Origin of the sequence: Acidovorax sp. sif1233, from assembly GCF_019218755.1 — a bacterium.
In the GTDB taxonomy this organism is placed as follows: Bacteria; Pseudomonadota; Gammaproteobacteria; order Burkholderiales; family Burkholderiaceae_C; genus Acidovorax.
This window is the reverse complement of the sequence record NZ_JAHUWZ010000002.1, coordinates 315,468-338,958: the sequence shown is the minus strand read 5'-3', so window position 1 is coordinate 338,958 and position 23,491 is coordinate 315,468. Positions and strand designations below refer to the sequence as shown.

Genomic DNA, 23,491 nt, shown 5'->3' with positions numbered 1-23,491 from the left:
CGGCCCCTACAGCGGGTGCACGGCGTTCATGTCCGGCCGCGCCAGCCACGCCTGCCACTCGTCCACCAGCTGCTGGCTGGCCCGCGTGGCCGCCAGCCAGGCCTTGGCGCGCGCGGCGCTGTCGGCACCGTAGTGCGTGAAGTCGTTGCGGTCGGGCAGCTTGGCGTTGGGCAAGCTGCGCACCCAGTCGGGGCTGGGCGACAGCACCACCATGTTGTCCAGCGCAGGCGTGGAGCGGTGGCGCCACTTGAGTCCCTTGTCCAGCCAGCCGGGCACCACGCGGTGCTGGAAATGCGGGTACAGCACCAGGCCAGGCGAGCCCACGGAGGCGAAATTCAAGTCTTTTTGGCCGCCAGCGCTGGATGGACAAGCGCCACAAGCTATCAATTCAATAGCATCCTGTTTCTGCCGGCCGTAGGCCAGGTGCAGGTGGTAATCGGTGATGCCCCCGTCCCAATACGCCCCACGAGGTGCACCCGGAATGTTGTGCACCGCCTGCAGCACAAACGGGATCGAGCAGCTGGCCTGCAGCGCCTGCATGAAGTTGCCGTTGCTGAGCAGCACCTGCCGCGTGCGGTAGTCCGACGTGCCAAAGGGCAATGCAGCACACGCAGCCCCCGCCCCCTCGGCGGAGGTACTGGACGCATCGGACGAGGAGAACACCACCCGTTCCAGCCACGCCCCCATCGCCTTGCGGTGCACCGTGTTCGTCAGAAAGGCGCCCAGATAGCCCAGCGGCGTGGCCACGCGGTGCTCGCGGCCCAGCAGGTGCCGCCCCCGCGAGGTGACGATGTGCAGGCGGTAGCGCGGGTGGTTCAGCACCTCGTCGATACGCCCGCCATAGAACGCCCGCAGGTTCTGGCCAAACCGCTCGCTCACGTGGGCCGCCGACGGGCGCTTCTTGCCGGGCGGCAGGTCGTAGTCCTGGTGGATGTAGTCGTGCTCCAGCCGCTCGAAGGCCGCCACCGGCTGCTGCAGGCAGGCCGTGGCCATACGCCAGGCGCCGATCGACGCGCCCACCAGGTCCACCGGCTGGCGCGACTGGGCCAGCCATTCGCCGAAGATGAAGCGGTCCAGGGGGCCCAGGATGAGCCCCTTGGGGCCACCGGCCGCCGCGGGGATCACGCCCACGTCGCCCGGCCGCAGGCCGTGGTTTTCAAGGTGCTGCCGGGCGCGGGGGCCGGCATGGATGCGCAGGGCTTTCATGGACGGCATTGTCGCAAAGCACCGCGCCTCGGCGTGTCGCGCAAGGTGCCCGGGCCGGGCGCAAGCATCCCGGTTCGCAAACCGCCGTCAGACCACGTAGTCGGCGGCCTCGGGCCGTGCCGTCCAGTCGATGGGGTCCTGCTGCAGCACCATGTCGATGTCCAGCCCCAGGGTCAGGCCGACCTCGCCGGGGAACGATACGGCCATCTCCTTCTCGCCCAGCTCCGCCTCGCGGGCCCGCGCGCGCCAGGAGGCCAGGTGGATCACTCCCGCCAGGGGCTCGTAGGCGTTGTTGTCGAACGGCACGCTCTGGTGCTGCAGCGCATCGACCACCACCTCGGGAAGCTGCCAGCGGCGCGCCAGCCCGGCCGTCACATGGCCATAGCAGTAGCCGAAGATGCGCTGCTCGATCTTGCCGCGCCGCAGATCGAATGGCGCCACCAGCGTGTTGACCGACTGCGCCTTTTCCGGGTCGGCCAGGTGAATGACCAGCTCGCCCAGCGCGTGCAGCAAGCCCGCGGTGTATGCGGCGATCTGGTCCTGCTGCGCGATACCCGCCAGCGACCGCGCCAGCTTGGCCGTGTTGAGGCTGTAGCGCCAGAACTGCTGCATGTTCACTCCGGGCACCGAGCGGGAGGTGGTGCCCAGCGGTGCCGAATTGACCAGCGAGCGCACCTGGGCCGTGCCCAGCAGCGCCAGGGCCTCCGGGATGCCCGCGATCTGGCGCGGCAACTGGAAGGTGGGGGAATTGGCCAGCTCCAGCAGTCGCCCGGCCAGCGCCGGGTCCGTGCCAAAGAGCTGGTTCAGGCGCCGCAGGCTGGGCTCTTCATGGGCCAGTTCGCTCATCAGCAGCGCCACCGCACGCGGAAGGCTGGGCAGAGCCACTGGTTGTGCCAGCAATGCGTTCAACTCCATGGGGTCAGGCGCCAGAGTTTCGATTGCTGGCGATTATGGCCCCCATCACCCCCCAATCCGTCAACGGCCCTTCGCCTGTTGCAACTTGGCGAATGCCGACGCCATGGCCGACTGCTGCGCGGGCTCGGGGGCACGGCGCTGCGGCTGCGCGTAGCCCCGGCCAGCGCCCTCGAACCGGTTGTCGCGGGGCGCGCCCCGCTCCCCGCCCTGGCGCGGCGGCGCGGCATCGAGCTTCATCGACAGGCCGATGCGCTTGCGCTCCACATCCACCTCCATGACCTTGACCTTCACGATGTCGCCGGTCTTGACCACCTCGCGCGCGTCGTTCACGAACTTGTGCGCCAGCTGGCTCACGTGCACCAGGCCGTCCTGGTGCACCCCCAGGTCGATGAAGGCGCCGAACTGGGCCACGTTGCTCACCGTGCCCTCCAGGACCATGCCTTCCTTGAGGTCCTTGATGTCCTCCACGCCGTCGTTGAAGCGCGCCACCTTGAAGTCCGGGCGCGGGTCGCGGCCGGGCTTTTCCAGTTCGGACAGGATGTCCTTGACGGTGATCACACCAAATTTCTCGTTGGCGAACAGCTCGGGCTTCAGGGTCTTGAGCATGTCGGCGCGGCCCATGATCTCGGCCACGGGCTTGCCGGTCTTTTCCATGATCTGCTCGACCACCGGGTAGGTCTCGGGGTGCACCCCCGTCATGTCCAGCGGGTTGTCGCCGCCGCGGATGCGCAGGAAGCCCGCGCTCTGCTCGAAGGTCTTGGCGCCCAGGCCCGCCACGTCCATGAGCTGCTTGCGGCTCTTGAACGCGCCGTTGGCCTCGCGCCAGCGCACCACGGCCTTGGCCACGCTGCCCGACAGGCCCGACACGCGGCTCAATAGCGGCACGCTGGCCGTGTTCAGGTCCACGCCCACGGAGTTCACGCAGTCTTCCACCACCGTGCCCAGCGTGCGCGCCAGCTCGCTCTGGTTCACGTCGTGCTGGTACTGGCCCACGCCGATGCTCTTGGGGTCGATCTTCACCAGTTCGGCCAGCGGGTCCTGCAGGCGGCGGGCGATGGAGGCGGCGCCGCGCAAGCTCACGTCCACGTCGGGCATTTCCTGCGACGCGTATTCGCTGGCGGAGTAGACCGAGGCGCCGGCCTCGCTCACCACCACCTTTTCGATCACGCGGTCCACCTTGGCCGCCAGCTTGATGAGGTCGGCCGCCAGCTTGTCGGTCTCGCGGCTGGCCGTGCCGTTGCCGATGGCGATCAGGTTCACGCCGTGCTTCTCGGCCAGCTTGGCCAGGGTGTGCAAAGAACCTTCCCAGTCGCGGCGCGGCTCGTGCGGGTAGACGGTGGCGGTCTCGACCAGCTTGCCCGTGGCATCGACCACGGCCACCTTCACGCCGGTGCGGATGCCGGGGTCCAGCCCCATCACCACGCGCGGGCCTGCAGGCGCCGCCAGCAGCAGGTCGCGCAGGTTGTCGGCAAACACCTTGATGGCGACTTTTTCAGCGTCGTCCCGCAGGCGCGCGAACAGATCGCGCTCGGTCGAGAGCGACAGCTTCACGCGCCAGGTCCAGGCCACACACTTGCGCAGCAGGTCGTCGGCCGGACGACCTGCGTGGCTCCAGCCCAGGTGCAGGGCAATCTTGCCTTCGGCCAGGCTGGGCTTGCCGGGCTCGGGCTCGACGGGCAACACCAGCTTGGCTTCCAGGATCTCCAGCCCACGGCCCCGGAACACAGCCAGCGCCCGGTGCGATGGCACGCGGCCAATGGGTTCGTCGTATTCGAAATAGTCGCGGAACTTGGAGACCTCGGGGTCGTTCTCGTTCTTGCCCTCCACCTTCTTGCTGCGCAGCAGGCCCTCGGCCCAGAGCCATTCGCGCAGGTTCTGCACCAGCACGGCGTCTTCGGCCCAGCGTTCGGACAGGATGTCGCGCACGCCGTCGAGCACGGCCGGTACGGTGGAGAAATCGGCGCCCGTCTTGCCGTCGTCCAGCACTTCGGGCGGCCGCGTGAAGGCCGCGGCCTCGGTCGCCGGGTCCAGCGTGGGGTCGGCAAACAGCTTGTCCGCCAGCGGCTCGATGCCGAACTCGCGGGCCATCTGGCCCTTGGTGCGGCGCTTTTGCTTGAAGGGCAGGTAGAGGTCTTCCAGCTCCTGCTTGGTGGGCGCCTGTGCAATGGCCAGGCGCAGGGCATCGGTCAGCTTACCCTGCTCGTCGATGCTCTTGAGCACGGCGGCGCGGCGGTCTTCCAGTTCGCGCAGGTACGACAGGCGCGCTTCGAGTTCGCGCAGCTGGATGTCGTCCAGCCCGCCGGTCACTTCCTTGCGGTAGCGCGCGATGAACGGCACCGTGGCGCCGCCATCGAGCAGCTCCACCGCTGCGCGCACCTGGGATTCACTGACTTTGATTTCTGCGGCCAACTGCCGGACGATCTGCTGCATGGGTGGGCGAACTCTCTGAGACTCAATCAAACAAAACGCGAAGCGCGCGAGTTTGCCACAGGGACTATGGGTGACAGGCGCCAGCAAACTTCTCCGGGCTACCAGGCGCCCCGCGCGTTACCGGAGGGCCCACGTCCCCCACCCCACAGCGCATGGAAACGTGAAAACAATGCACCGAGAATTCTGTGAGCACACTCGACCCGCGCCCCTGCTCCCGAAGGGGATGAAGGCTGCATTTGCTCCTGCCGCCATGTGGCTGGCATACCGTCTGACCGGGAGGCGGTGCCGTCCTACAGGGAAGATTTGAGAAAGTTCCGTTAAATCCTGTTCGCCAGCGAAAAATTAGGCAACAATTGTCAATTGGTAACAAACAGCAACCACGCCGAAGGCGTTTTCGGAGGCACTATGGGATTTCAATACCTGGTACGGGCATTTCTGGATCTCCTGCACCGACGCTTCAGCGCGGTTGCATTCATCTTGCTGTGCGTGGCTGCCCCGCAGGCCTCCGCGCTGATCATCGGAGAGTTCCGGGTCCGCGGCCCCAACGGTGCCAACGATGAATTCATCAAGCTCTACAACGAAACCGCCTCGCCGCTGACCGTGGCGGGCGGCGGCACGGGCTTTGCCGTCGCGGCCTCGGATGGCGTGGCACGCTGCGTTGTTCCCAACGGCACGGTGATTCCTGGCTTTGGCTACTACCTGTGCGTGAATAGTGTCGGCTACTCGCTGGCTGCCTATCCAGCGGGCAATGGCACCACGGCCACCGGCGACGCCACATACACCACCGACATTCCCGACAATGCAGGTATCGCGCTGTTCAACACCAGCGTCGCTGTGGACTTCACCCTGCCAAACCGCCTTGACGCCGTGGGCTCCACGTCGGAAGCCAATACGCTGTACAAGGAAGGCGCAGGCTACCCGGCCCTCACGCCGTTCTCCATCGACTACGCCTGGACCCGCGATATCTGCGGAAAACAAGGCTCCATCACGTCCTTCAACGGGTGCCTGACCGCCGGGGTGGCGCTGGATACGAACAACAATGCCACCGATTTCTATTTTGTAGACACCAATGGGACCTCAGCTGGTGGTGGCCAGCGGCTGGGCGCGCCGTCGCCAGCCAATCTGTCCAGCCCCGTGATTGGCAGCATCGCAAGCCCAGCCCTGCTGGATCCTTGCGTGGCGCCCTCTTCACCCCCCAATACGGTGAGAGACTTCACCAGCGACCCTGCCAACAACTCCACCTTCGGAACCCTGGACATCCGACGTACCCTCACAAACACCAGCGGCAGCAACTTGACACGGTTGCGTTACAAGATCATTGACCTGACGACCTTCCCCGCGCCCTCCGGCATCGCAGACCTGCGCCCCCGCACATCCACGGCGGTCGTGGTCACTGTGGACCGCGCACCGTGCGGATCCGGCACCAGCAACGTCACGGTCCAAGGCACGACGCTGGAGCAGCCTCCTTCCCAGCCGAACGGCGGTGGCTTCAATTCGACGCTGTCGTCTGGCACCGTGACCCTTGGCACACCCTTGGCCGCGGGTGCGACCCTTGATCTGCGCTTCCTGATGGGCATTCAGCAGACGGGTGCCTACAAGCTGGGTGTCATCATCGAAGGCCTGCCAGAAGGCGGCACCATGTTTGAAATAGCAGGCTGCACGGACTCCAACTGTGCGGTAAACGTGCAATCCATTGCGCGGGCTGATCCCGATCCCACCACGGCGGCATCCGTCAACTACACCGTCACTTTCAACCAGTCGGTCACCGGGGTGGATGCTTCGGATTTCGTGTTGACGTCGACTGGAACCATTGCAGGCGCTTCAGTGACGGGCGTCAGCGGCTCAGGAGCCGTTTACACCGTCACTGTCAATACAGGAACCGGCAGTGGCACCTTGAGACTGGATGTCGCGGACAACGATTCCATCGTCGGTCCGGCACCCGCAAGCTTGCTCCTCGGTGGCGCGGGTGCTGGCAATGGAAACTTCACTACCGGCGAGTCTTACACCCTCACCCGTGGCGGCGCGGTGGTCAGCAACATCCCCACCCTGAGCGAGTACGGAATGATGCTGCTGGGCCTGGCCCTGATGGGCGGGGTGTGGCTACAGCGCAAGCGGGGCAACCTTCGCTGACCCGGGTCTCTCTCACGAGAGGCTGATGCATCGACATTGAACAGACCGGCGCGCCCTCGAGGCGCGCCGGTCGTTTCTGGCAACGGTGCGCAAGCGCTGGAGCGGTAGCGTCCCCCGGGCGCGCAGGCGCGGCAGGGCACGGCCATCACCGAAAGCGGACACCGGCAAAGGGCGAGGCTCCACCCGGTGCGGGCACAGCAACGGCCCGAAGAAGTACCACGCCGCGAACGCCCGCACCGCCGCTCTTAGAATGTGCCGGGCCACCAAGCCACCCCAAGCACACGCATGGACGCCGCCCCTCTTGCCTTCCCCATCCGCACCGAATGCCCTCCCGGCACCTGCGTGTGCGGCCGGGATGCACTGCTGGAGGCGCCGGGCGGGGATGTCCGCATCCTGCGCCTCACGCGCAATGAGGAAAAAAAACTGCTTGAGCGGCTGGAAAACCTCACCAGCCTGAGCGACCTGCGCCGCCTGCTGGGCCGCATGGAAGACCAGCTGGGCGTGCGCCTTTCCATCACCCCCAGCCCCCATGAGGTGCGCAGCCTGCGGGGCATTGCGATCCTGGTGCTGGAGCAGCCCGGCCTGTGCCGCAAGACCCGCCAGGCGATTCCCGCCGCGATCCGCAAGAGCATGGACCAGCACCCGGAAATCACCTACGAACTGCTGAACGAAGGTGGACTGTTCGCGGGCCTGTGACCTCCTCTGCGGCACCCCATTCCGGCTCGCGCCCGCCACACCATCCGCGTCCCTCACATGCAAGACGACCTTTTCGGCGGCCCGCCGGTGCCGCCCCCTCCCACCGACAAGGCCGCCGCCGCTGGCTTCGCGGCCGATGCAGATGAGCCCGCGGCGGCCAGGCCGCGCCGCACCGGGGTGCATCCGGCCCCCGGGCACGATGGTCTGCGCGCCCTGGCCGCCGCCCTCCCCCGCCAGCTGCGGCTGGGCACGTCGTCATGGACGTACCCCGGATGGAAGGGACTGGTGTGGGAAGGCGAGCATTCCGAGTCCATGCTCTCCAAGCAGGGGCTGGCGGTCTACGCCCAGCACCCGCTGCTGCGCACGGTGAGCATCGACCGCAGCTTCTACCGGCCGCTCACGGTGAGCCAGTACGAGCGCTATGCCGCGCAGGTGCCCGATGACTTCCGCTTCGTGGTGAAGGCGCCCAGCCTGGTGACCGACGCCCTCGTGCGCAGCGAGGACGGGCGGGGGCGCCAGCCCAATCCGGCTTTCCTCAGCCCCGAACTCGCCCTCAGTGAATTCGTGGAACCCGCGCTGCAGGGCCTGGGGCACAAGCTGGGGGCGCTGGTGTTCCAGATCAGCCCCCTGCCCCTGGCGCAGCTGGACCGCATGCACGAGCTGCTGGAGCGCCTGCGCGCCATGCTGTGTGCGCAGCCTGCGTTGCACCCCACCGCGCCGGACGGCGTGATGGCCGTGGAGGTGCGCGATCCCCAATGGCTCACCCCGCGCTTCGCGGCGGTGCTGCGCGAGGCCGGGGCCACCTACTGCCTGGGCCTGCACGCAAAGATGCCGCCGCTGCAGGAACAGCTGCCCATGCTGCGCGCGCTCTGGCCCGGTCCGCTGGTGTGCCGCTGGAATCTCCACCCCATCCACGGCCCCTATGGCTATGAAGACGCGGAAAAGAACTATGCGCCCTATGACCGGCTCCACCACCCCGACCCTGGCACGCGGGCCGCGCTGGCAAGCCTGATCGCGGGCGTCACCGGGCGGGGGCACAACGCCTTCGTGGCCATCAGCAACCATGCGGAAGGCTGCGCGCCGCGCACCGTGCAGGCGCTGGCCGAATGCGTGGCGGCCCAGCTTGGCGGCCCGGCGCCCGCCGCAGCGCCCAGCCCCGTGGTGTAGGACGCGGAGCACCCGCGCCAAAACCGTGCGCTGACACCGGGCGGCCTTACCCTGCGCGACGATGGCGGCATGCTGTCAACGTCAGGGCCCGTCACATGAACCTTCTTCAAAAACTCCGCGGCGTGCGCCAATGGGACGCCGAACGTGCCGGTTTTCCAGGCGAGCACTGGCTGGTGCTGGGTGCGGGCCTGCTGGTGCTGCGCGGCGCCAGCCGCAGCCGTGGCCTGGTGCGCCGCGCAGCGGGCCGGGCCCTGGGCAGCGCCCTCATCGCGCGCGCCGCATCGGGGCGCGACGGGGTGGCCGGCAAGCTGGCACGGGCGGCGGAAAAGGCCCCGGCGGCTGGCGCCGTGGGCAGGGCCCGCCTTCGCGCCCCTCGGTAGCCCGAGGCCATGGAAACACGCTGGCCCGCGCGGCTGTGGGTTGTGCGGCATGGACAAAGCGCCGGCAATGTCGCGCGCGACGCGGCCGAGGCGGCGGGGCTTCAGACCATCGACCTCGCATGGCGGGACATCGATGTGCCGCTGTCGGACCTGGGAACCGCGCAATCGGTGGCGCTGGGGGAATGGTTTGGACGCCAGCCCGTGGATGGGCAGCCGCAGGTCATCCTGTGCTCGCCCTACGTGCGCGCGCTGCAGACCGCCCGCCTGGTGGCGCGGCACAGCCGTCTGGAGCATGTCACCCTGCGGCTGGACGAGCGGCTGCGGGAAAAGGAGTTCGGCATCCTGGACCGGCTTACCAAGTTCGGCATCCAGCAGCAGCACGCCCAGCTGCATGAGCAACGCACCCACGTAGGCAAGTTCTACTTCAGGCCGCCCGGCGGTGAAAGCTGGTGCGACGTGATCCTGCGGCTGCGCAGCCTGCAGGAGATGGTCACGCGCGAATACGCGGGGCAGCGGGTGCTGGTGGTCGCGCACCAGGTCATCGTCAACTGCATGCGCTACCTCATCGAGCAGATGGACGAGCAGCAGATCCTGGAGATCGACCGCCAGGGCGACGTGCCCAACTGCGCGGTGACGATCTACCGCGCCCATGGGGCGCACGAGGGGCGCACCGACGAGGCCATGCAGCTGGTCCAGGCCAACTTCCTTGCCCCGCTGCGCGACGCGCGGACCCCTGTGACGCGGGAGCCCGACGCCGCCACCGCCCCCAAGCCCTGACAGCACGCCATGCCCCACAACCCTACCTGGCCCCGGCCCAGAGCCCTGACCGAGGCACTGCTTCGGCGCTGGCCTCTGCCCCATCCTGGCGACGATGCGGACAAGGAAGCGCGCGGGCACGTGCTGGTGGTCGCGGGCAGCCATGAAATGCCCGGCGCGGCGCTCCTGGCGGCCATCGCCGCGCTGCGTGCGGGGGCCGGCAAACTCACCGTGGCCGCACCGGAGCGCGTGGCGCAGGGCCTGGCACTGGCCATCCCCGAGGCGCGCGTGATGGGGCTTGCCGAGACCCGGGCCGGGGGTTTTGCCGCGCGCGACTGCGACCGGCTCGGGCCCCTGTCCGACCAGGTGAGCGCCGTGGTGCTGGGCCCCGGCATGCTAGACGAAGCCCGCAGCGTGGCCTTCGTGCGCACGATGCTGCCGCTGTTTCGCCGCAGCACGGTGGTGCTGGACGCCTACGCCATGTCGGCCGCAGTCGGCGCAGCGTTCGACCAGCCCGTCGTCATGACGCCCCACGCCGGCGAGATGGCCCACCTGACCGGTGCGTCCAAGGACGCCGTGCTGGCCGACCCGCTGGCCGCCGCCCGGGCGGGCGCGCAACGCTGGGGCGCCTGCGTGGCGCTCAAGGGCAGCACCACCTGCATCGCGCAGCCCGACGGCTGTTCGTTGCGGTTTGCGGGCGGTACCCCGGGGCTGGCCACGTCGGGCTCGGGCGATACGCTGGCGGGCCTCATCGGCGGCCTGGCCGCGCGCGGCGCGCCGCCGCTGCATGCCACGGCCTGGGGCGTGCTCCTGCATGCACGCGCGGGCAGCGCGCTGGCGCGGGACCAGGGCACGCTGGGCTACCTGGCGCGCGAACTGTCGGCGCAGGTACCTGCGCTGATCCATGCCCTGGGCCCGCGCGCCACTCCACGGCGCCATGCCGGACCGAAGTGATCCACAGGGCTCGCCCGCATCACGCGGTTTGAACGAAAAAGGCCGCCTGCGCTGGATGCACAAGCGCAGAAAGCTATCAATTCAATAGCAATCGAGCTACGGCGCGTTGCCCTTGGCCAGCGGCCGTGCCGCGCGCTCGCCGCCCAGCGTGACCCAGGTCAGCACCAGGCCCAGGAGCGCGCCGCTGGCCATGCCCACCACCATGGGCAGCGGCTTGCCATTGGCGAACACACCGACCACGCCCATGGCGGCAGCGCCGATCAGCATCTGCAGCGTGCCCAGCAGCGCCGAGGCGGTGCCCGCGATGGCGCCGTGCTCCTCCAGGGCGAGCACCGAGGTGGTGGGAATCACCAGGCCCATCAGGCCGCTGGCGACGAAATACAGGCCCAGCAGCACTTCCAGCCGGTCGCCGCCAGCCAGGTAGTAAGCCAGCATGGCCACCATCACGGCGCCCGCACCGGTGACCGCCACCTTGACAGTGGGCACCAGTCCAAAGCGGCGCCCCAGCCGAGCGGTGAACTGCGCGGCGGCAAAGAATGCGGCGGCATTCACCGAGAACGCCAGGCTGTACTGCACGGGCGTGAGGCCGTAGTGGTTGATCAGCACGAAGGGCGAGCCCGCAAGGTAGACAAAGAACCCCGCCATCGAGCAGCCCCCGATGAACACGAGGCCGAGGTAGTGCCCGTCGCGCAGGAGGAGCCAGTAGCCCGAGAGCGCGCCCGCCAGGCTGCTTTCGAGGCGCTCGGCTGCCGGCCGCGTTTCGCGCAGCCCCCGGGATACCAGCAGGAGGCCGGCGACCGCCGCCACCGCCACGGCCCAGAACACCCCGCGCCACCCCGTCAGCGCAATGACGCCACTGCCCGCCAACGGCGCCAGCAGCGGGGAAATGCTGAACACCAGCATCAGCAGCGACATGAGGCGCGCGGCCTCGGTGCCGGTGTGCAGGTCGCGCACCACGGCGCGGGGAATCGCCATGCCGGCAGCGGCGCCCAGCCCCTGCACGAAACGCAGGACCACCAGGGTCTGGATGTCTGTGGCGAGCGCACAGCCCACGCTCGCCAGCGTGAAAAGCAGCAGACCCACGTACAGCGGTGGCTTGCGGCCCACCATGTCCGACACCGGACCATAGAACAGCTGGCCAACGCCCAGCGAAATGAAGAACGCCGTCAGGCTCCACTGCACGGCGCCCACCTCCGCGCCCAGGCTCGCGCCGATCTCGGGCAGCGCCGGCAGGTACATGTCGATGGCAAAGGGGCCGATGGCCGACAGCAGGCCCAGGATCAGGGCCATCTTGAAGAAACGGGAAGCATGCATAGCAGGCCATTGTCACCAGTTTGGTGCAAGCCTGCGGGTTAACCCTGCAAAAACCCGCAACAGCGCGGCCGCCCCCCGGTTGCGACGCAAGGCGCCGGGCCCGCGCGCGCTGCCTGTCAGCCCGCCCCGTCGGCCAGTTCGATCCGGTTGCGCCCGCCCTGCTTGGCGCGGTACATGGCGCGGTCGGCCAGGCGCACCAGCATCTCGGGCAACTCGTCGCGCTGCGGCTGCACGCTGGCCACCCCGAAGCTCACGGTGACGATGCCCAGCGGCGCCCCTTCGTGCGGCAGCGCCAGCTGGTGGATCGCCTCCTGGATGTGGCGCGCCACGTCGGCCGCGGCCTGCAGGTCGGAGCCGGGCAGCAGCACCACGAACTCCTCGCCGCCAAAACGCGCGGCCAGCTCGCCCTCGCGCCGCGCGCCCGTCTGCGCGAGCGTGAGGGCCAGCGCCTGCAGGCAGGCATCGCCCGCGAGGTGGCCATAGTGGTCGTTGAAGTGCTTGAACACATCCACGTCCAGCATGATGAGCGCCAGCGGCGTGCGGGCCCGCTGCGCGCGCGCCCATTCACGCGCCAGGGCATCGTCGAAGTGCCGGCGGTTGGCGATGCCCGTGAGACCGTCGGTATTGCTCAGCAGCTCCAGGCGCTGATTGGCCTGCGCCAGGGCCTGGGTGCGCTCCTGCACCAGCGCCTCGAGTTCGCGGTTGCGCTGGCGCAGCTCCTCGATGGGGTACACCTCGCTGCCACGGGCCTTGCCGAACGGGATGGAGACGCTCACGTGCGCGATCTTCCAGTCGCCTCCCGCCTCCTGGCCGCCCTCGCGCCGGAACAGCACCACCTTGCGCGCGGTCTCGCGGGCAAACAGCGCGTCGGGAATGGGCAGGTGGATGTGGAAGAAGGCGGTGGCGGCAAGCAGGTCGGCCCCCAGGTCCTGCACGAAAAGCTCGACCATCTCGATGCCGATGCGCGCTGGAACCTGCGCGAAATCCTGCTGCGTCACCTCGATCCATCCGGCACGGGTCTTGATCAGCTGGTCGCTGCTGCCCGCGAAGCCGCTGAAATTCTCGCTGAAACGCGCCAGCAGCCGGGCATCGCGCGCGGCATACATCTCGATGTACTCATCGAAGAGCATGCGGGTCAGTCGCTCGCGTTCCGGTGACATGCGGTGGGTCCTTGTCGGGTGCTGGGGGGATGCGCCGCCGCGCGCGGCCCGCGCCAGCAGGCATGTTTTGAATGTAACACCCGCCCTGTCCCCGCGAAAACACGGAACTACCCTGCATCCTCCACGCCCCGCTTCAGCCGTGGAACCACTTCGCGGGCCAGGTCACCAGCCAGGGAAAGACCACCATGAGGAACATGATGGCGAACTCCGCGACCATGAACGGGACGACCCCCTTGGTCACATCGTCCATCGACATCCTGCCCACCCCCGCCACCACGTTGAGCACCGTGCCCACGGGCGGGGTGACGAGGCCGATGGAGTTGTTGATGATGAACATCACGCCGAAGTAGACCGGGTCGATCCCTGCCGCGTTGACCACCGGCATCAGCACGGGCGTGAGGATCAGGATGGTGGGCGTCATGTCCATGGCGGTACCCACCGCCATCACCAGCACCATGATGGCCGCCATGAGCAGGATCTTGTTGTCCATGAAGGGCTGCAGCAACCCCACCACCTTGGACGGCAGGTCCGCCACGGTGATGAGCCAGGCGCTGACCATGGCGGCGGCGATCAGGAACATCACGATGGCGCTGGTCTTGGCGGCGGCGCCGAAGATGCCGTAGAGGTCGCGCCAGGTGATCTCGCGGTAGATCACTGCCGAGACGAAGAGCGCGTACACCGCCGCCACGACAGCCGCCTCGGTGGGCGTAAACACCCCCATGCGCAGGCCCACGAGGATGATCACCGGCAGCATCAGCGCCCAGAGGGCCTTGCGCAGGGCCGTGAGGATCTCGCCAGCGGACTTGCGCGGCGGCGGCACGATCTTCTCGCGCCGCACCAGGAAGGCCCAGGTGAGCCACAGCGCGGCGCCGATCAGGATGCCCGGCACGATGGCCGCGAGGAACAGCTTGGAGATCGACACATTGGCCGCCACCCCGAAGATCACGAGACCGATGCTGGGCGGGATCACCGGGCCGATGACGCCGGTGGCCGCGATCAGCCCGCCGGCACGCGACTTGTCGTGCCCGGCCTTGACCATCATGGGCAGCAGCAGCGCCGTGAGCGCCGCCGCATCGGCCACGGCCGAGCCCGACAGGGCCGACAGCAGGCAGCCGGCCATGATGGTCACATAGCCCAGCCCGCCCTTCACATGGCCCACCATCGCCAGGGCGAAGTCCACGATGCGGCGCGACAGGCCGCCCACGTTCATGATCTCGCCCGCCAGCATGAAGAAGGGCACGGCCAGCAGCGGAAAGCTGTCGGCCCCGCCGATCAGGTTCTGCGCCAGGATCTGCGCGTCGAACAGGTCCAGGTGCCACATCAGCGCCACGCCGCTGGCCAGCAGCGAGAACGCGATCGGGATGCCCATGGCCATGGCCAGCAGCAGCGATCCGACAAAGACGAAGATGGTCATCGCGCGGCCTCCTTGCCGCGCGGCGCATCGGTGGTGCCTGCCGAGCCCAGGATCTGCTGCAGCTGCACCGCCTCTTCGGACTCCTGCACCATCACCAGGTCCTCCTCGGCGATCTGGCCGCTGAGCAGCTTGTACAGGTCGATGGCCAGGATCAGCGCCGCGCAGACGGCGAACACCAGGCCCGCGCCGTAGACGATGGCCATGGACGCGCCCGTGGTCGGCGCCGTCACGTCCCAGTTGATGCGCGCCTGCGCCAGGCTGCCCTGGAACAGCAGCCAGACGATGTAGAGCATCACCCCATGGCCCAGGGCCAGGCAGATCTTCTTGCCCAGCGCGGGCAGGCGCTGCACCACCATGTCCACCCCCAGGTGGCCATGCTCGCGCAGCGCGACGATGGCACCGAGGAAGGTCATCCAGATGAAGAGCCAGCGCGACACTTCTTCCGACACGGTGATGCCGGAATTGAAGCCGTAGCGCAGCACCACGTTGCCGAACACCAGCACCACCATCAGCGCCAGCAGGGCGGCGATCACCGCCTCCAGGCCGCGGCAGGCGCGGTCCATCCATCTATTCATGTTGTATGTCCTAAAAACACCCCCTGAGGCGCTTCGCGCCTTCCCCCTCTCTCGTCTCGCTGCGCGAGTCGGGAGGGGGACGCCCCCAGTGCGGCGGGGCGGCCCTTGCACGGGGGCCCTGGCTTGGGCTGCGCCAGCTTTGTGCGTTGCGCGCAACGCGCAGCGCAGTGAATCCTGGCGGAACGGCGCTCAGGCGGGCTGGGAGGCTTCGCGCAGGCTTTCCACCAGCGAGCGCAGCGCGGCCAGGTAGGAATGCGGACCGAAGCCCTGCACCGTGGCCTTGACGGCCGGCGAGATGATGGAGTGCGCGCGCCAGGCCTCGCGCGCGGCAATGTTGGACATGTGCACCTCGATCACCGGGAAGGGCATGGCCTTGATCGCGTCGTGCAGCGGCACGCCGTGCTGCGTGAGGCCGGCAGGGTTCACCAGCGCGCCCTGCGCCGCGTCGATGTGCTCGTGCAGGAAGTCGATCAGCGCGCCTTCGTGGTTGGACTGCAGGATGCCGAGTTCCACGCCGAGCTCGGCGGCGAGCTTCTGCAGGCGCTCGTTGATCTGCGCCAGCGTGGTGGTGCCGTAGATATGGGGTTCGCGGCGCCCGAACAGGTTGAGGTTGGGGCCGTGGAGGACGAGGATTTTCATGGGGTGTTCAGGGTTGGGAGCGGCTGACAAAGCTCAGCGAAGCGGTTCTGGCTAGGCGCTGCGTCGAAGGCAGTGCGAATAGCACGACAAGACACAGCAACGACGCCAGAAGAGTTTTGCCAGGCGCTCTTACTTGCGGATGCGGGCGAGTTCGCTGTTGTAGAGCTTCACGATGGCCGGGTCATAGGTGGCCGCGAACTTCTCGATCACCGGCTTGGCGATCTGCTGCATGCGCGCCAGCTCGGCCGGCGCGATCTCGTTGTAGGCCATGCCCTTGGCCTGCAGGTCGCCCACCGAGCGCTGCGCTGCGGCGCGGCTCACCTGACGCTGGTAGCCGCGCGCCTCGTTGGCGGCGTCGTTCATCATCTTCTGCTCGGCGGGCGAAAGCTGGTCCCAGAACTTCTTGCTCACGAGCACGATGTTGGCGGCATACACATGGTTGGTGGCGCTCACGTACTTCTGCACCTCGAACATCTTGTTCGACAGGATCACCGCGTACGGGTTCTCCTGGCCGTCCACCGCCTTGGCTTCCAGCGCGCCGTACAGCTCGGCGAACGGCATGGGCACGGGGTTGGCCTTGAAGGCCTTGAAAGTCTCGAGGAACACCGGGTTCGGGATCACGCGCAGCTTGAGGCCGTCGAAGTCATCGGCCTTGGTGATGGCGCGCTTGCTGTTGGTCACGTTGCGGAAACCCAGGTCCCAGTAGCCCAGGGCCACCAGGCCCTTTTCAGGCAACTTGGCGATCAGCGCCTGGCCCAGCGGGCCGTCGAGCAGGGCATCGGCCTGGGCGAAGTTGGCCACGGCGAACGGAAAGTCCACCAGCCCGAATTCCTTGACGATGCCGGCTAGCGAGGTGGTGGCCGGGGCCGACATCTGCTGCACGCCGCCTTGCAGGGCCGACTGCTGCTGCATCTCGTTGCCCAGCTGCGAGGCAGGGTACTCCTGCACCTTGAGCTTGCCGCCGCTCTTGGCCGCCAGCAGTTCGGCAAAGCGCTTGACGCCAAAGCTCACCGGATGGTCCGCATTGTTCAGATGGCCGAAGCGGATCACGCGCTCTTGCTGCGCAGCGGCAGGCAGGGCCAGCAAAAAGGACAGGCCGGCGGTGGCCAGCAGGCAGGCAGTTTTCTTCACGGGGGATCTCCATCAAAAAAGGGACCAAGGCTTGCCAGGGCGCAACCGAAGTCGCCGCCGCAGCACTTGGGACGCATCGTAGAAAAAAGTGGAAAGTGTTTCCATAGTAGAAACCCTTTAACAATTTTTGGTACATTGCTGCCGAACCGGTGCCGACGCTCCCAGCGTGCGTCCGCACAAATCTTCGAAAGCCATTGCCCATGAGCAGCATCCTCGAGCGCAGCTTCAAAGTCCTGGAACACCTCGCGCCCCACCCTGAAGGCAAGGCGCTGTCGAACCTCGCGTCCGAACTGGACATGCCGCTGAGCGCCACGCACCGGCTGCTGGCCGAGCTGGTCCGCTGCGGTTATGTGCGCCAGGAACACAACCAGGGCAACTACATGCTGACGATCAAGCTGGTGTCGCTGGGCCTCGGGTTCCTGAGCGCCAGCGGCATCGTGGACATTGCGCAGCCGCTGCTGGACCGGCTGGCCGCCGAATCGGGCGAGCTGGTGCGCCTCGCGGTGGTGGATGGCGACGAACTGACCTTCGTGGCCAAGGCGCAGGGGGCGATGCGCGGTCTGCGCTACGACCCGGACATGGGCCTGTCGGTGAACCTGTCGTGCAGCTCGGCCGGTCACGCGTGGCTGTCCACGATGACCGACGAGGAAGCCCTGGCGCTGGTCGCCAGGCGTGGATTTGGCAAGCCCGAGGACTACGGCCCCAACGCGCCCACCACCGTGAAGGCGCTGCTGGCCTACCTGCAGGCCGCGCGCGAGCGCGGCTTCAGCATGATCGTGGAAGTGTTCGCCCCCGCCATGACCGCCATGGCCGCGCCCGTCCGCAGCAGCCACAACGGCGCGGTGATCGGCGTGGTCACCATCGCGGGGCCTCTGGTGCGCCTGACCGAGGAGCGCATGCTGGCCCTGGGCCCCGCTCTGCTGGCCACCACGCAAGAACTCGCCATGGCCAGCAGCGGCTCGGCCCTGCTCAGAAAACGCGGGTAGGCCCTGAGGCCGGCATCAGTCCCGTGGCGCGAAGAGCGCCAGGGTCTCATGGGCAAACGCGCCCTCGATCTCCAGCATGCGCATCTTGGTGGCGGCCCCCCCACCGGCCGAGAAGCCGCCGGTCTTGCCGCCCGCCGCGAGGATGCGGTGGCAGGGCACCACGGGCGCGAAGGGGTTGTGGCCCAGCGCCTGCCCCACGGCGCGCGCGGCGCCGGGCTCGCCCAGGGCGGCGGCCATTTCGCCATAGGTCATGGTCTTGCCGGGCGGTATGCGCCGGGCCAGCTCGTAGACACGGGCATTGAAGGGCGGCACGCCCTCGGTGGCCAAGGGCACGTCGAGCAGGTCGTCGTGCGCGCCCGCGAGCAAGGCCACCACGCGGGCCGCCCAGGCGGCCACTTCGGGTGGCATGGGCGATTCAGGCGCACCCGGAAAGCGCCGCTGCATGCGCGCACGCGTGTGCGCCTCGCCCTCGTCCTCGGGCAACTGCACACCGACCAGCAAGGGGCCATTCCAGGCCAGGCCACAGTGCCCCACCGCCGTCGAAAACAACGCGAAGCCCTGGGCTGCTGCAGGCCCGCGTTTTTCAGTCAGCACGCAGGGCGGCCTTGAGCTGGGCGCCGATCTCGGGCTTGCCCGCGAAGGGGTCGGTGGGGTTGCGGCCCTGCAGCACGTCCTCCATGCGCGTCTGTACGGAAGCCAGCGCCTTGGGGTGGCTGTAGATGTAGAACTGGCCCTGCGAGGCCGCGTCGAACACTTTCTGCGCCACCTCGGCCGCCGTCACCTTGCCGCTGCCCACGGCCTTGTCGCTCATGGCCTGGCCGATGAGCTGGCTGCGCGTGGGCTTGCCGGCCTGCAGCTCGCCTGGGCGGTTGCGGTGGCTCTGGGCGATGCCGGTGGGCACGAAGTACGGGCACAACACGCTGGCGCAGATCTGGTCGGTGACGAGGGCCAGGTCCTGGTACAGCGTTTCGGACAGGCTCACCACCGCGTGCTTGCTGACGTTGTAGATGCCCATGTTGGGGGCATCGACCAGGCCGGCCATGCTGGCCGTGTTGACGATGTGGCCGCGCCAGGCCGGGTCTTTCTTCGCGGCGGCGAGCATCATGGGGGTGAACAGGCGCACGCCGTGGATCACGCCCCAGAGGTTCACGCCCAGCACCCACTCCCAGTCCTTGGCGGTGTTTTCCCACACCAGGCCGCCCGCGCCCACGCCGGCGTTGTTGAACACCAGGTGCGGCGCGCCAAAGCGCTGCTCCACGTCCGCCGCCAGCTGCTCCATCTGCGTTGCGTCGGACACGTCCACCTTGCGCGCCAGCACCTGGACACCGGCGGCCTGCGCCTCGGCGGCGGCCGCGTCGAGCGCGTCCTGCTGCACATCCACCAACACCAGGTTCATGTGGAGGCGCGCGCCGATGCGCGCGCATTCCAGGCCGAAGCCCGAACCCGCGCCGGTGAGAACGGCTGTCTTGCCTTTGAAATCGTCGATCATTTGGTGGCTTCGGCCTTTCGCAATGTGTAGCCAATCCGGGGAAAGTGCACGTGCACCGTGCCCGCACGCGGGTCGGTGCGGCGCAGGGTGTAGCGCGTGCGCGTGGCGGCGATCAGTTCGCCCTCCGTGGGTTCGGTGCCGAAGCTCTCGGCGGCGATCGTCACCGGGCTGCCGAGCGGGATGCCGTGCTCGTCCTGGAACACGTCGTCCGCCAGGGGCAGCGGGTCCAGCCCCGCCGCCACGGTGATGGCGTCCTCAGCGCTCAGCTTTTCCATACGGCCATGGCCCAGGGCCGCCACGCGGTCCATCCATTCGAGCAACGCGGGCGTGGCGGCAAAGATGTCGGCCATCACCGGCACGCACTGGCGCGTGAACCACAGCGGATGGTAGGCGGCAAAGTCGGCCAGGCAGGGCTCGGCGCCGAACAGGAAGTCATGCTCCTCGGCCATGTGCGCGATGCGGCGCAGGTAGGAGCGGTAGGCCGCCGTGGCATCGGCCGGGCGCAGGCGCTGCATGCCGGCGCTCATCTCGCGGCGGTCTTCGCCAAAGGCCTGGGCCGCGGCCGGCGGCAGGTTGGCGAACATGGCCGATGCGCCCTTGGGCTGCAGGTTGTAGGCCATGGCGGCCCAGAACAGCGTGGTGTCGGCCCACTGGGCGAAAACCCGCGCCACGCCCTTGAGGTGTGGCGGGTAGAGCACGGGCTCGGGCTGCACGTGCTCGAGCACGTCGCAGACCAGGGCCGAGTCGCAGTAGATGTCGGCACCGATCTGCAGGAACGGCGTCTTGCGGTAACCGCCCGTGAGGGCCACCACGTCGGGCTTGGGCGCGATGCTGGGGATGATCACCGACTTCCAGGCCAGTTGCTTGTAGCCCAGCGCCAGCCGGATCTTTTCCGAGAAAGGGGACGAGGGGTAGTGGTGCAGGATCAGGGAGGTGGTCATCGGGGGCTCTCCGGCAAGAGTGTGGTGGTGGGGGTGCCGCTCATGCAGGCAGCGCGCGGTCCAGCAGGGCGTCGAAATCCACGCCCGCGCCCAGCGTGCCGAAACTGTAGCCCCAGTCGCCACCCAGGCGCGCATCGCAGAAGGCGCCGAACACGCGGGCCGGCGCGCTCCTGTACAGCAGCGCCGCCTGCACGGCCAAGGCCACGTCCTGCGCCAGGCGCCGGGCCTCGGCCTCGGTGGTCATCGCGTCCACGCGCAGCGGCAGTGCGCTGGCCATGCGGTCGAGTGCCGGGTGGGCGCCGCGCGCCGGGGCCAGCTCGTCCGCCAGGGCCGCCGCCGTGTCGGCGCGGCGCACGGCGCGCAGCAGATCGAGCGCCATGATGTTGCCCGCGCCTTCCCAGATGGAGTTGAGCGGCATCTCGCGGTAGATGCGGGCCATGGTGCCTTCGCCGCCCTCCTCCACATAGCCGTTGCCGCCCAGGCACTCCATGGCCTCCTGGGCGAACGCGCTGCCGCGCTTGCACACCCAGAACTTGGCCACGGGCGTGAGCAGGCGGGCCATCACGGCCTCGTGCCCACTGCTGTCTTTTTGATCAAAAGCGCTGGCAAGCCTTATGGATAGTGCGGTAGCCGCTTCACTTTCAAGAGCAAGATCGGCCAGCACATTGCGCATGAGCGGCTGGTCGATGAGCTTCTTGCCAAAGGCCGAGCGCTGGCGCGTGTGGTGCAGCGCGATGCTCAGCGCCTGGCGCATGAGGCCGCTGGTGCCCAGGGCGCAGTCCAGGCGCGTCATGGTGCCCATCTCCAGGATCTGGGCCACGCCACGCCCCTCCTCGCCCACGCGCCAGGCCAGCGCATCGATGAACTCGACCTCGGAACTCGCGTTGGCGTGGTTGCCCAGCTTGTCCTTCAGGCGCTGGATGCGGATGGTGTTGACGGACCCCTCCCCTTCACCGGGCAGCACGCGCGGCAGGAAGAAGCAGGTGAGCCCGCCGGGCGCCTGCGCCAGGATCAGGAAGGCATCACACATGGGCGCCGAGAAGAACCATTTGTGCCCGGTGATGCGGTAGCGCGGGCCCCAGGCGTCCTCGCCGTCAGGCACCGCCTGCGTGGTGTTGGCGCGCACGTCCGAGCCGCCCTGCTTCTCGGTCATGCCCATGCCCATGGTGAGCGCGGTTTTTTGCGAGAACAGGGCCAGGCGCGGGTCGTACCGCGTGCTGGCCAGGCCCGCGCTCCAGTCGGCCCACACGGCGGGGTTGCCGCGCAGCGCGGGCGTGACGGCGTAGCTCATGGAGACCGGGCACAGCACCGAGGGCTCGGCCTCGGTGAACAGCATGAAGCCCGCCGCGCGCTCGATGTGGGCATGCGGCACCGGCGCGCCCGCGGCATCCTTGCGCGACCAGGGCGTGGCGTGCAGCCCGTGGCGCAGCGCCGCGCCGATGAGCGCGTGGTAGCTGGGGTGGAACTCCACCACATCGGTGCGGTGGCCGAAACGGTCGTGCGTGCGCAGCTGGGGCTGGCAGGTGTTGGCCAGGCGCGCATGGGCCTGCATCTCGGCGGAGCCCATCTCGGCGCCCAGCGCGGTCAGGCCTTCCAGCGGCAGCGCCGGGCTGTGCAGGCGCAGCGCATCCTGCAAGGGACGGTTGGTGGTGAAGAGATTGACGTCGGCCCAGGGGGTGCTCTGGTTGAACACCTCATGGGTGCTGGCGGGGCGGGCAGCGGCAGTGGTCATGATGGGCTCCACAACATTTCGATATGGGGGATATCGTCTTCGAGGTATTCGTCCGACACGGCCGCGAAGCCCAGGCTGCCGTAAAAGCGGTGCAGGTGGGCCTGCGCACTGATGCGGATGGACTGGCCGGGCCACGCACCGCTGCAACGGGCGATGCCTTCCAGCATCAGCGCCCGGCCCGTGCCGTTGCCGCGCGCCTCCCGGGCCGTGACCACGCGGCCGATGGACGGCTCGGGGTAGTTCACGCCCGGGTCCACCACGCGCAGGCAGGCCTGCAGCGCACCGGCCTCGTCATAGCCCAGCAGGTGCCACGATTGCTTGTCCGCGCCGTCCGGGTCCTGGTACGGGCCCTGCTCCAGGATGAAGACCCTGCAGCGCAGGGCCAGGGCGTCATGCAGCGCGTGCACGCCCAGGTCATCGAAGCGGGCCCAGACCCAACGGAGCGTCATCAGATCAGCTTCACCAGTTGCTTGCCGAAGTTCTTGCCCTTGAGCAGGCCCAGGAAGGCCTCGGGCGCGGCGGCAATGCCCTGCGCCACCGTCTCGCGCGGGCGCAGCTTGCCGGTGCCCACCAGGGTGCCCAGCTCCTTGAGCGCCTCGGGCCACACTTCCATGTGTTCGCTCACGATGAAGCCCTCGATCTTCATGCGATTGATGAGCATGAGCGCAGGGTTGGCCATGGGCAGGGGCTGGCCGTCATAGCCGGCGATCATGCCGCACAGCGCCACGCGGCTGAAGGCGTTCATGCGCAGCATCACGGCGTCCATGATCCAGCCACCCACGTTCTCGAAGTAGCCGTCGATGCCGTTCGGGCAGGCTTCCTTCAAGGCCTTGGACAGGGCCTTCACATCGCTGTGTTCCTTGTAGTCGATGCAGGCGTCGAAGCCCAGTTCCTCGACCGCATAGCGGCACTTGTCGGCACCGCCGGCAATGCCCACCGCGCGGCAGCCGCGCGCCTTGGCCAGCGCGGCGAAGGCGCTGCCCACGGCGCCGGTGGCGGCGCTCACCACCACGGTGTCGCCTTCCTTGGGGGCGATGATCTTCACCAGGCCGTACCACGCCGTCACGCCGGGCATGCCCACGGCGCCCAGGTAGTGCGACAGCGGCACATGGGTGGTGTCCACCTTGCGCAGCGCGCCCACGGCATTGCCGTCCACCACGCTGTACTCCTGCCAGCCGCCCATGCCCACCACCTTGTCGCCCACGGCGTACTTGGGGTGGCGGCTCTCGGCCACCTCGCCCACGGTGCCGCCGATCATGACCTCGCCCAGGCCCTGGGACGCCGCATAGCTCTTGCTCTCGTTCATGCGGCCGCGCATGTAGGGGTCCAAACTCAGGTAGTGGTGGCGCACCAGCACCTGGCCGTCCTGCAGCGCAGGCGTGTCCACCGCCACCAGCTTGAAGTTGCTGGCCACGGCCTCGCCCTGGGGGCGGTTGTCGAGAACGATCTGTTGGTTGCGTGGCATGGGAAACTCCT

Annotated in this window: 22 protein-coding genes; 7 read left to right on the top strand and 15 right to left on the bottom strand. The window is 68.3% G+C overall.

Annotation, left to right across the window (positions count from 1 at the left end; translation table 11 throughout):
- Positions 1-6 precede the first annotated feature (6 nt).
- From KW843_RS08990 to KW843_RS08980, 3 genes are all read right to left on the bottom strand, one after another.
- Entirely contained in the window at positions 7-1,206 is a 1,200-nt protein-coding gene (locus tag KW843_RS08990) for a patatin-like phospholipase family protein (protein ID WP_218294794.1), read from the bottom strand.
- Positions 1,207-1,293: 87 nt separating this feature from the next.
- Complete coding sequence (locus tag KW843_RS08985; protein WP_218294793.1) at positions 1,294-2,121, bottom strand: HDOD domain-containing protein; 828 nt, start codon at positions 2,119-2,121, stop codon at positions 1,294-1,296.
- 60 nt (positions 2,122-2,181) lie between these two features.
- Positions 2,182-4,551 carry a Tex family protein gene (locus KW843_RS08980; protein ID WP_218294792.1) on the bottom strand — a complete coding sequence of 790 codons (2,370 nt, stop codon included), beginning with the start codon at positions 4,549-4,551 and terminating at the stop codon, positions 2,182-2,184.
- Between the two features lie 405 nt (positions 4,552-4,956).
- Here KW843_RS08980 and KW843_RS08975 point away from each other — a divergent pair, with 405 nt between their 5' ends.
- The 6 genes from KW843_RS08975 to KW843_RS08950 all read left to right on the top strand — a co-directional run bounded on the left by KW843_RS08975 (position 4,957) and on the right by KW843_RS08950 (position 10,634).
- Positions 4,957-6,681, top strand: coding sequence for an IPTL-CTERM sorting domain-containing protein (locus KW843_RS08975; protein WP_218294791.1), 1,725 nt, complete (start codon positions 4,957-4,959; stop codon positions 6,679-6,681).
- A gap of 285 nt (positions 6,682-6,966) precedes the next feature.
- The gene (locus KW843_RS08970) at positions 6,967-7,377 is read left to right on the top strand and encodes a hypothetical protein (protein ID WP_218294790.1); all 411 of its coding nucleotides are present in this window, start codon (positions 6,967-6,969) and stop codon (positions 7,375-7,377) included.
- 57 nt (positions 7,378-7,434) lie between these two features.
- Complete coding sequence (locus KW843_RS08965; protein ID WP_218294789.1) at positions 7,435-8,544, top strand: DUF72 domain-containing protein; 1,110 nt, start codon at positions 7,435-7,437, stop codon at positions 8,542-8,544.
- Positions 8,545-8,639: 95 nt separating this feature from the next.
- Positions 8,640-8,924 (top strand): hypothetical protein, encoded by a 285-nt coding sequence (locus KW843_RS08960; protein WP_218294788.1) that lies wholly within the window; start codon positions 8,640-8,642, stop codon positions 8,922-8,924.
- Positions 8,925-8,933: 9 nt separating this feature from the next.
- Positions 8,934-9,701 (top strand): histidine phosphatase family protein, encoded by a 768-nt coding sequence (locus tag KW843_RS08955; RefSeq protein ID WP_218294787.1) that lies wholly within the window; start codon positions 8,934-8,936, stop codon positions 9,699-9,701.
- A gap of 9 nt (positions 9,702-9,710) precedes the next feature.
- The gene (locus tag KW843_RS08950; RefSeq protein ID WP_255594648.1) at positions 9,711-10,634 is read left to right on the top strand and encodes an NAD(P)H-hydrate dehydratase; all 924 of its coding nucleotides are present in this window, start codon (positions 9,711-9,713) and stop codon (positions 10,632-10,634) included.
- A 96-nt stretch (positions 10,635-10,730) separates the two neighbouring features.
- Here the strand turns inward: KW843_RS08950 and KW843_RS08945 are convergent, their stop codons facing one another.
- The 6 genes from KW843_RS08945 to KW843_RS08920 all read right to left on the bottom strand — a co-directional run bounded on the left by KW843_RS08945 (position 10,731) and on the right by KW843_RS08920 (position 16,867).
- Positions 10,731-11,948 (bottom strand): multidrug effflux MFS transporter, encoded by a 1,218-nt coding sequence (locus KW843_RS08945; RefSeq protein ID WP_218294786.1) that lies wholly within the window; start codon positions 11,946-11,948, stop codon positions 10,731-10,733.
- Positions 11,949-12,064: 116 nt separating this feature from the next.
- Positions 12,065-13,108: a diguanylate cyclase gene (locus KW843_RS08940; RefSeq protein WP_218294785.1), complete on the bottom strand. Its 1,044-nt coding sequence runs from the start codon at positions 13,106-13,108 to the stop codon at positions 12,065-12,067.
- A 133-nt stretch (positions 13,109-13,241) separates the two neighbouring features.
- Entirely contained in the window at positions 13,242-14,522 is a 1,281-nt protein-coding gene (locus KW843_RS08935) for a TRAP transporter large permease (RefSeq protein WP_218294784.1), read from the bottom strand.
- Positions 14,519-15,097 (bottom strand): TRAP transporter small permease, encoded by a 579-nt coding sequence (locus tag KW843_RS08930; protein ID WP_218294783.1) that lies wholly within the window; start codon positions 15,095-15,097, stop codon positions 14,519-14,521. Before KW843_RS08930 ends, KW843_RS08935 begins: the two co-directional genes overlap by 4 nt.
- Positions 15,098-15,286: 189 nt before the next feature.
- Positions 15,287-15,736 carry a type II 3-dehydroquinate dehydratase gene (locus KW843_RS08925; protein WP_218294782.1) on the bottom strand — a complete coding sequence of 150 codons (450 nt, stop codon included), beginning with the start codon at positions 15,734-15,736 and terminating at the stop codon, positions 15,287-15,289.
- 129 nt (positions 15,737-15,865) lie between these two features.
- Positions 15,866-16,867 carry a TRAP transporter substrate-binding protein gene (locus tag KW843_RS08920; protein WP_218294781.1) on the bottom strand — a complete coding sequence of 334 codons (1,002 nt, stop codon included), beginning with the start codon at positions 16,865-16,867 and terminating at the stop codon, positions 15,866-15,868.
- A 200-nt stretch (positions 16,868-17,067) separates the two neighbouring features.
- Between KW843_RS08920 and KW843_RS08915 the strand changes: the two genes are divergently transcribed.
- The gene (locus KW843_RS08915; RefSeq protein ID WP_218294780.1) at positions 17,068-17,853 is read left to right on the top strand and encodes an IclR family transcriptional regulator; all 786 of its coding nucleotides are present in this window, start codon (positions 17,068-17,070) and stop codon (positions 17,851-17,853) included.
- A 15-nt stretch (positions 17,854-17,868) separates the two neighbouring features.
- Here KW843_RS08915 and KW843_RS08910 read toward each other — a convergent pair whose 3' ends face one another.
- Genes KW843_RS08910 through KW843_RS08885 form a run of 6 tightly spaced genes read right to left on the bottom strand, consistent with a single transcriptional unit; the run spans position 17,869 to position 23,480 of the window.
- Positions 17,869-18,447 carry a methylated-DNA--[protein]-cysteine S-methyltransferase gene (locus KW843_RS08910; protein ID WP_218294779.1) on the bottom strand — a complete coding sequence of 193 codons (579 nt, stop codon included), beginning with the start codon at positions 18,445-18,447 and terminating at the stop codon, positions 17,869-17,871.
- A complete protein-coding gene (locus KW843_RS08905) occupies positions 18,437-19,342 on the bottom strand; it encodes an SDR family oxidoreductase (RefSeq protein ID WP_218294778.1) in 906 nt (301 codons plus the stop codon). Before KW843_RS08905 ends, KW843_RS08910 begins: the two co-directional genes overlap by 11 nt.
- Positions 19,339-20,283: a glutathione S-transferase family protein gene (locus tag KW843_RS08900; protein WP_218294777.1), complete on the bottom strand. Its 945-nt coding sequence runs from the start codon at positions 20,281-20,283 to the stop codon at positions 19,339-19,341. The genes KW843_RS08905 and KW843_RS08900 overlap by 4 nt, the downstream gene beginning before the upstream one ends.
- Positions 20,284-20,323: 40 nt before the next feature.
- Positions 20,324-22,015, bottom strand: a complete 1,692-nt coding sequence (locus KW843_RS08895) for an isovaleryl-CoA dehydrogenase (RefSeq protein WP_218294776.1) — start codon at positions 22,013-22,015, stop codon at positions 20,324-20,326.
- The gene (locus KW843_RS08890; protein WP_218294775.1) at positions 22,012-22,464 is read right to left on the bottom strand and encodes a GNAT family N-acetyltransferase; all 453 of its coding nucleotides are present in this window, start codon (positions 22,462-22,464) and stop codon (positions 22,012-22,014) included. Before KW843_RS08890 ends, KW843_RS08895 begins: the two co-directional genes overlap by 4 nt.
- Positions 22,464-23,480 carry an NADP-dependent oxidoreductase gene (locus KW843_RS08885; RefSeq protein ID WP_218294774.1) on the bottom strand — a complete coding sequence of 339 codons (1,017 nt, stop codon included), beginning with the start codon at positions 23,478-23,480 and terminating at the stop codon, positions 22,464-22,466. The genes KW843_RS08890 and KW843_RS08885 overlap by 1 nt, the downstream gene beginning before the upstream one ends.
- Positions 23,481-23,491: the final 11 nt, after the last annotated feature.

Coding starts and splice junctions, on each gene's coding strand:
- KW843_RS08990 (WP_218294794.1), bottom strand. CDS start 1,206: ATGAAAGCCCTGCGCATCCATGCCGGCCCCCGCGCCCGGCAGCACCTT.
- KW843_RS08985 (WP_218294793.1), bottom strand. CDS start 2,121: ATGGAGTTGAACGCATTGCTGGCACAACCAGTGGCTCTGCCCAGCCTT.
- KW843_RS08980 (WP_218294792.1), bottom strand. CDS start 4,551: ATGCAGCAGATCGTCCGGCAGTTGGCCGCAGAAATCAAAGTCAGTGAA.
- KW843_RS08975 (WP_218294791.1), top strand. CDS start 4,957: ATGGGATTTCAATACCTGGTACGGGCATTTCTGGATCTCCTGCACCGA.
- KW843_RS08970 (WP_218294790.1), top strand. CDS start 6,967: ATGGACGCCGCCCCTCTTGCCTTCCCCATCCGCACCGAATGCCCTCCC.
- KW843_RS08965 (WP_218294789.1), top strand. CDS start 7,435: ATGCAAGACGACCTTTTCGGCGGCCCGCCGGTGCCGCCCCCTCCCACC.
- KW843_RS08960 (WP_218294788.1), top strand. CDS start 8,640: ATGAACCTTCTTCAAAAACTCCGCGGCGTGCGCCAATGGGACGCCGAA.
- KW843_RS08955 (WP_218294787.1), top strand. CDS start 8,934: ATGGAAACACGCTGGCCCGCGCGGCTGTGGGTTGTGCGGCATGGACAA.
- KW843_RS08950 (WP_255594648.1), top strand. CDS start 9,711: ATGCCCCACAACCCTACCTGGCCCCGGCCCAGAGCCCTGACCGAGGCA.
- KW843_RS08945 (WP_218294786.1), bottom strand. CDS start 11,948: ATGCATGCTTCCCGTTTCTTCAAGATGGCCCTGATCCTGGGCCTGCTG.
- KW843_RS08940 (WP_218294785.1), bottom strand. CDS start 13,108: ATGTCACCGGAACGCGAGCGACTGACCCGCATGCTCTTCGATGAGTAC.
- KW843_RS08935 (WP_218294784.1), bottom strand. CDS start 14,522: ATGACCATCTTCGTCTTTGTCGGATCGCTGCTGCTGGCCATGGCCATG.
- KW843_RS08930 (WP_218294783.1), bottom strand. CDS start 15,097: ATGAATAGATGGATGGACCGCGCCTGCCGCGGCCTGGAGGCGGTGATC.
- KW843_RS08925 (WP_218294782.1), bottom strand. CDS start 15,736: ATGAAAATCCTCGTCCTCCACGGCCCCAACCTCAACCTGTTCGGGCGC.
- KW843_RS08915 (WP_218294780.1), top strand. CDS start 17,068: ATGAGCAGCATCCTCGAGCGCAGCTTCAAAGTCCTGGAACACCTCGCG.
- KW843_RS08905 (WP_218294778.1), bottom strand. CDS start 19,342: ATGATCGACGATTTCAAAGGCAAGACAGCCGTTCTCACCGGCGCGGGT.
- KW843_RS08900 (WP_218294777.1), bottom strand. CDS start 20,283: ATGACCACCTCCCTGATCCTGCACCACTACCCCTCGTCCCCTTTCTCG.
- KW843_RS08895 (WP_218294776.1), bottom strand. CDS start 22,015: ATGACCACTGCCGCTGCCCGCCCCGCCAGCACCCATGAGGTGTTCAAC.
- KW843_RS08890 (WP_218294775.1), bottom strand. CDS start 22,464: ATGACGCTCCGTTGGGTCTGGGCCCGCTTCGATGACCTGGGCGTGCAC.
- KW843_RS08885 (WP_218294774.1), bottom strand. CDS start 23,480: ATGCCACGCAACCAACAGATCGTTCTCGACAACCGCCCCCAGGGCGAG.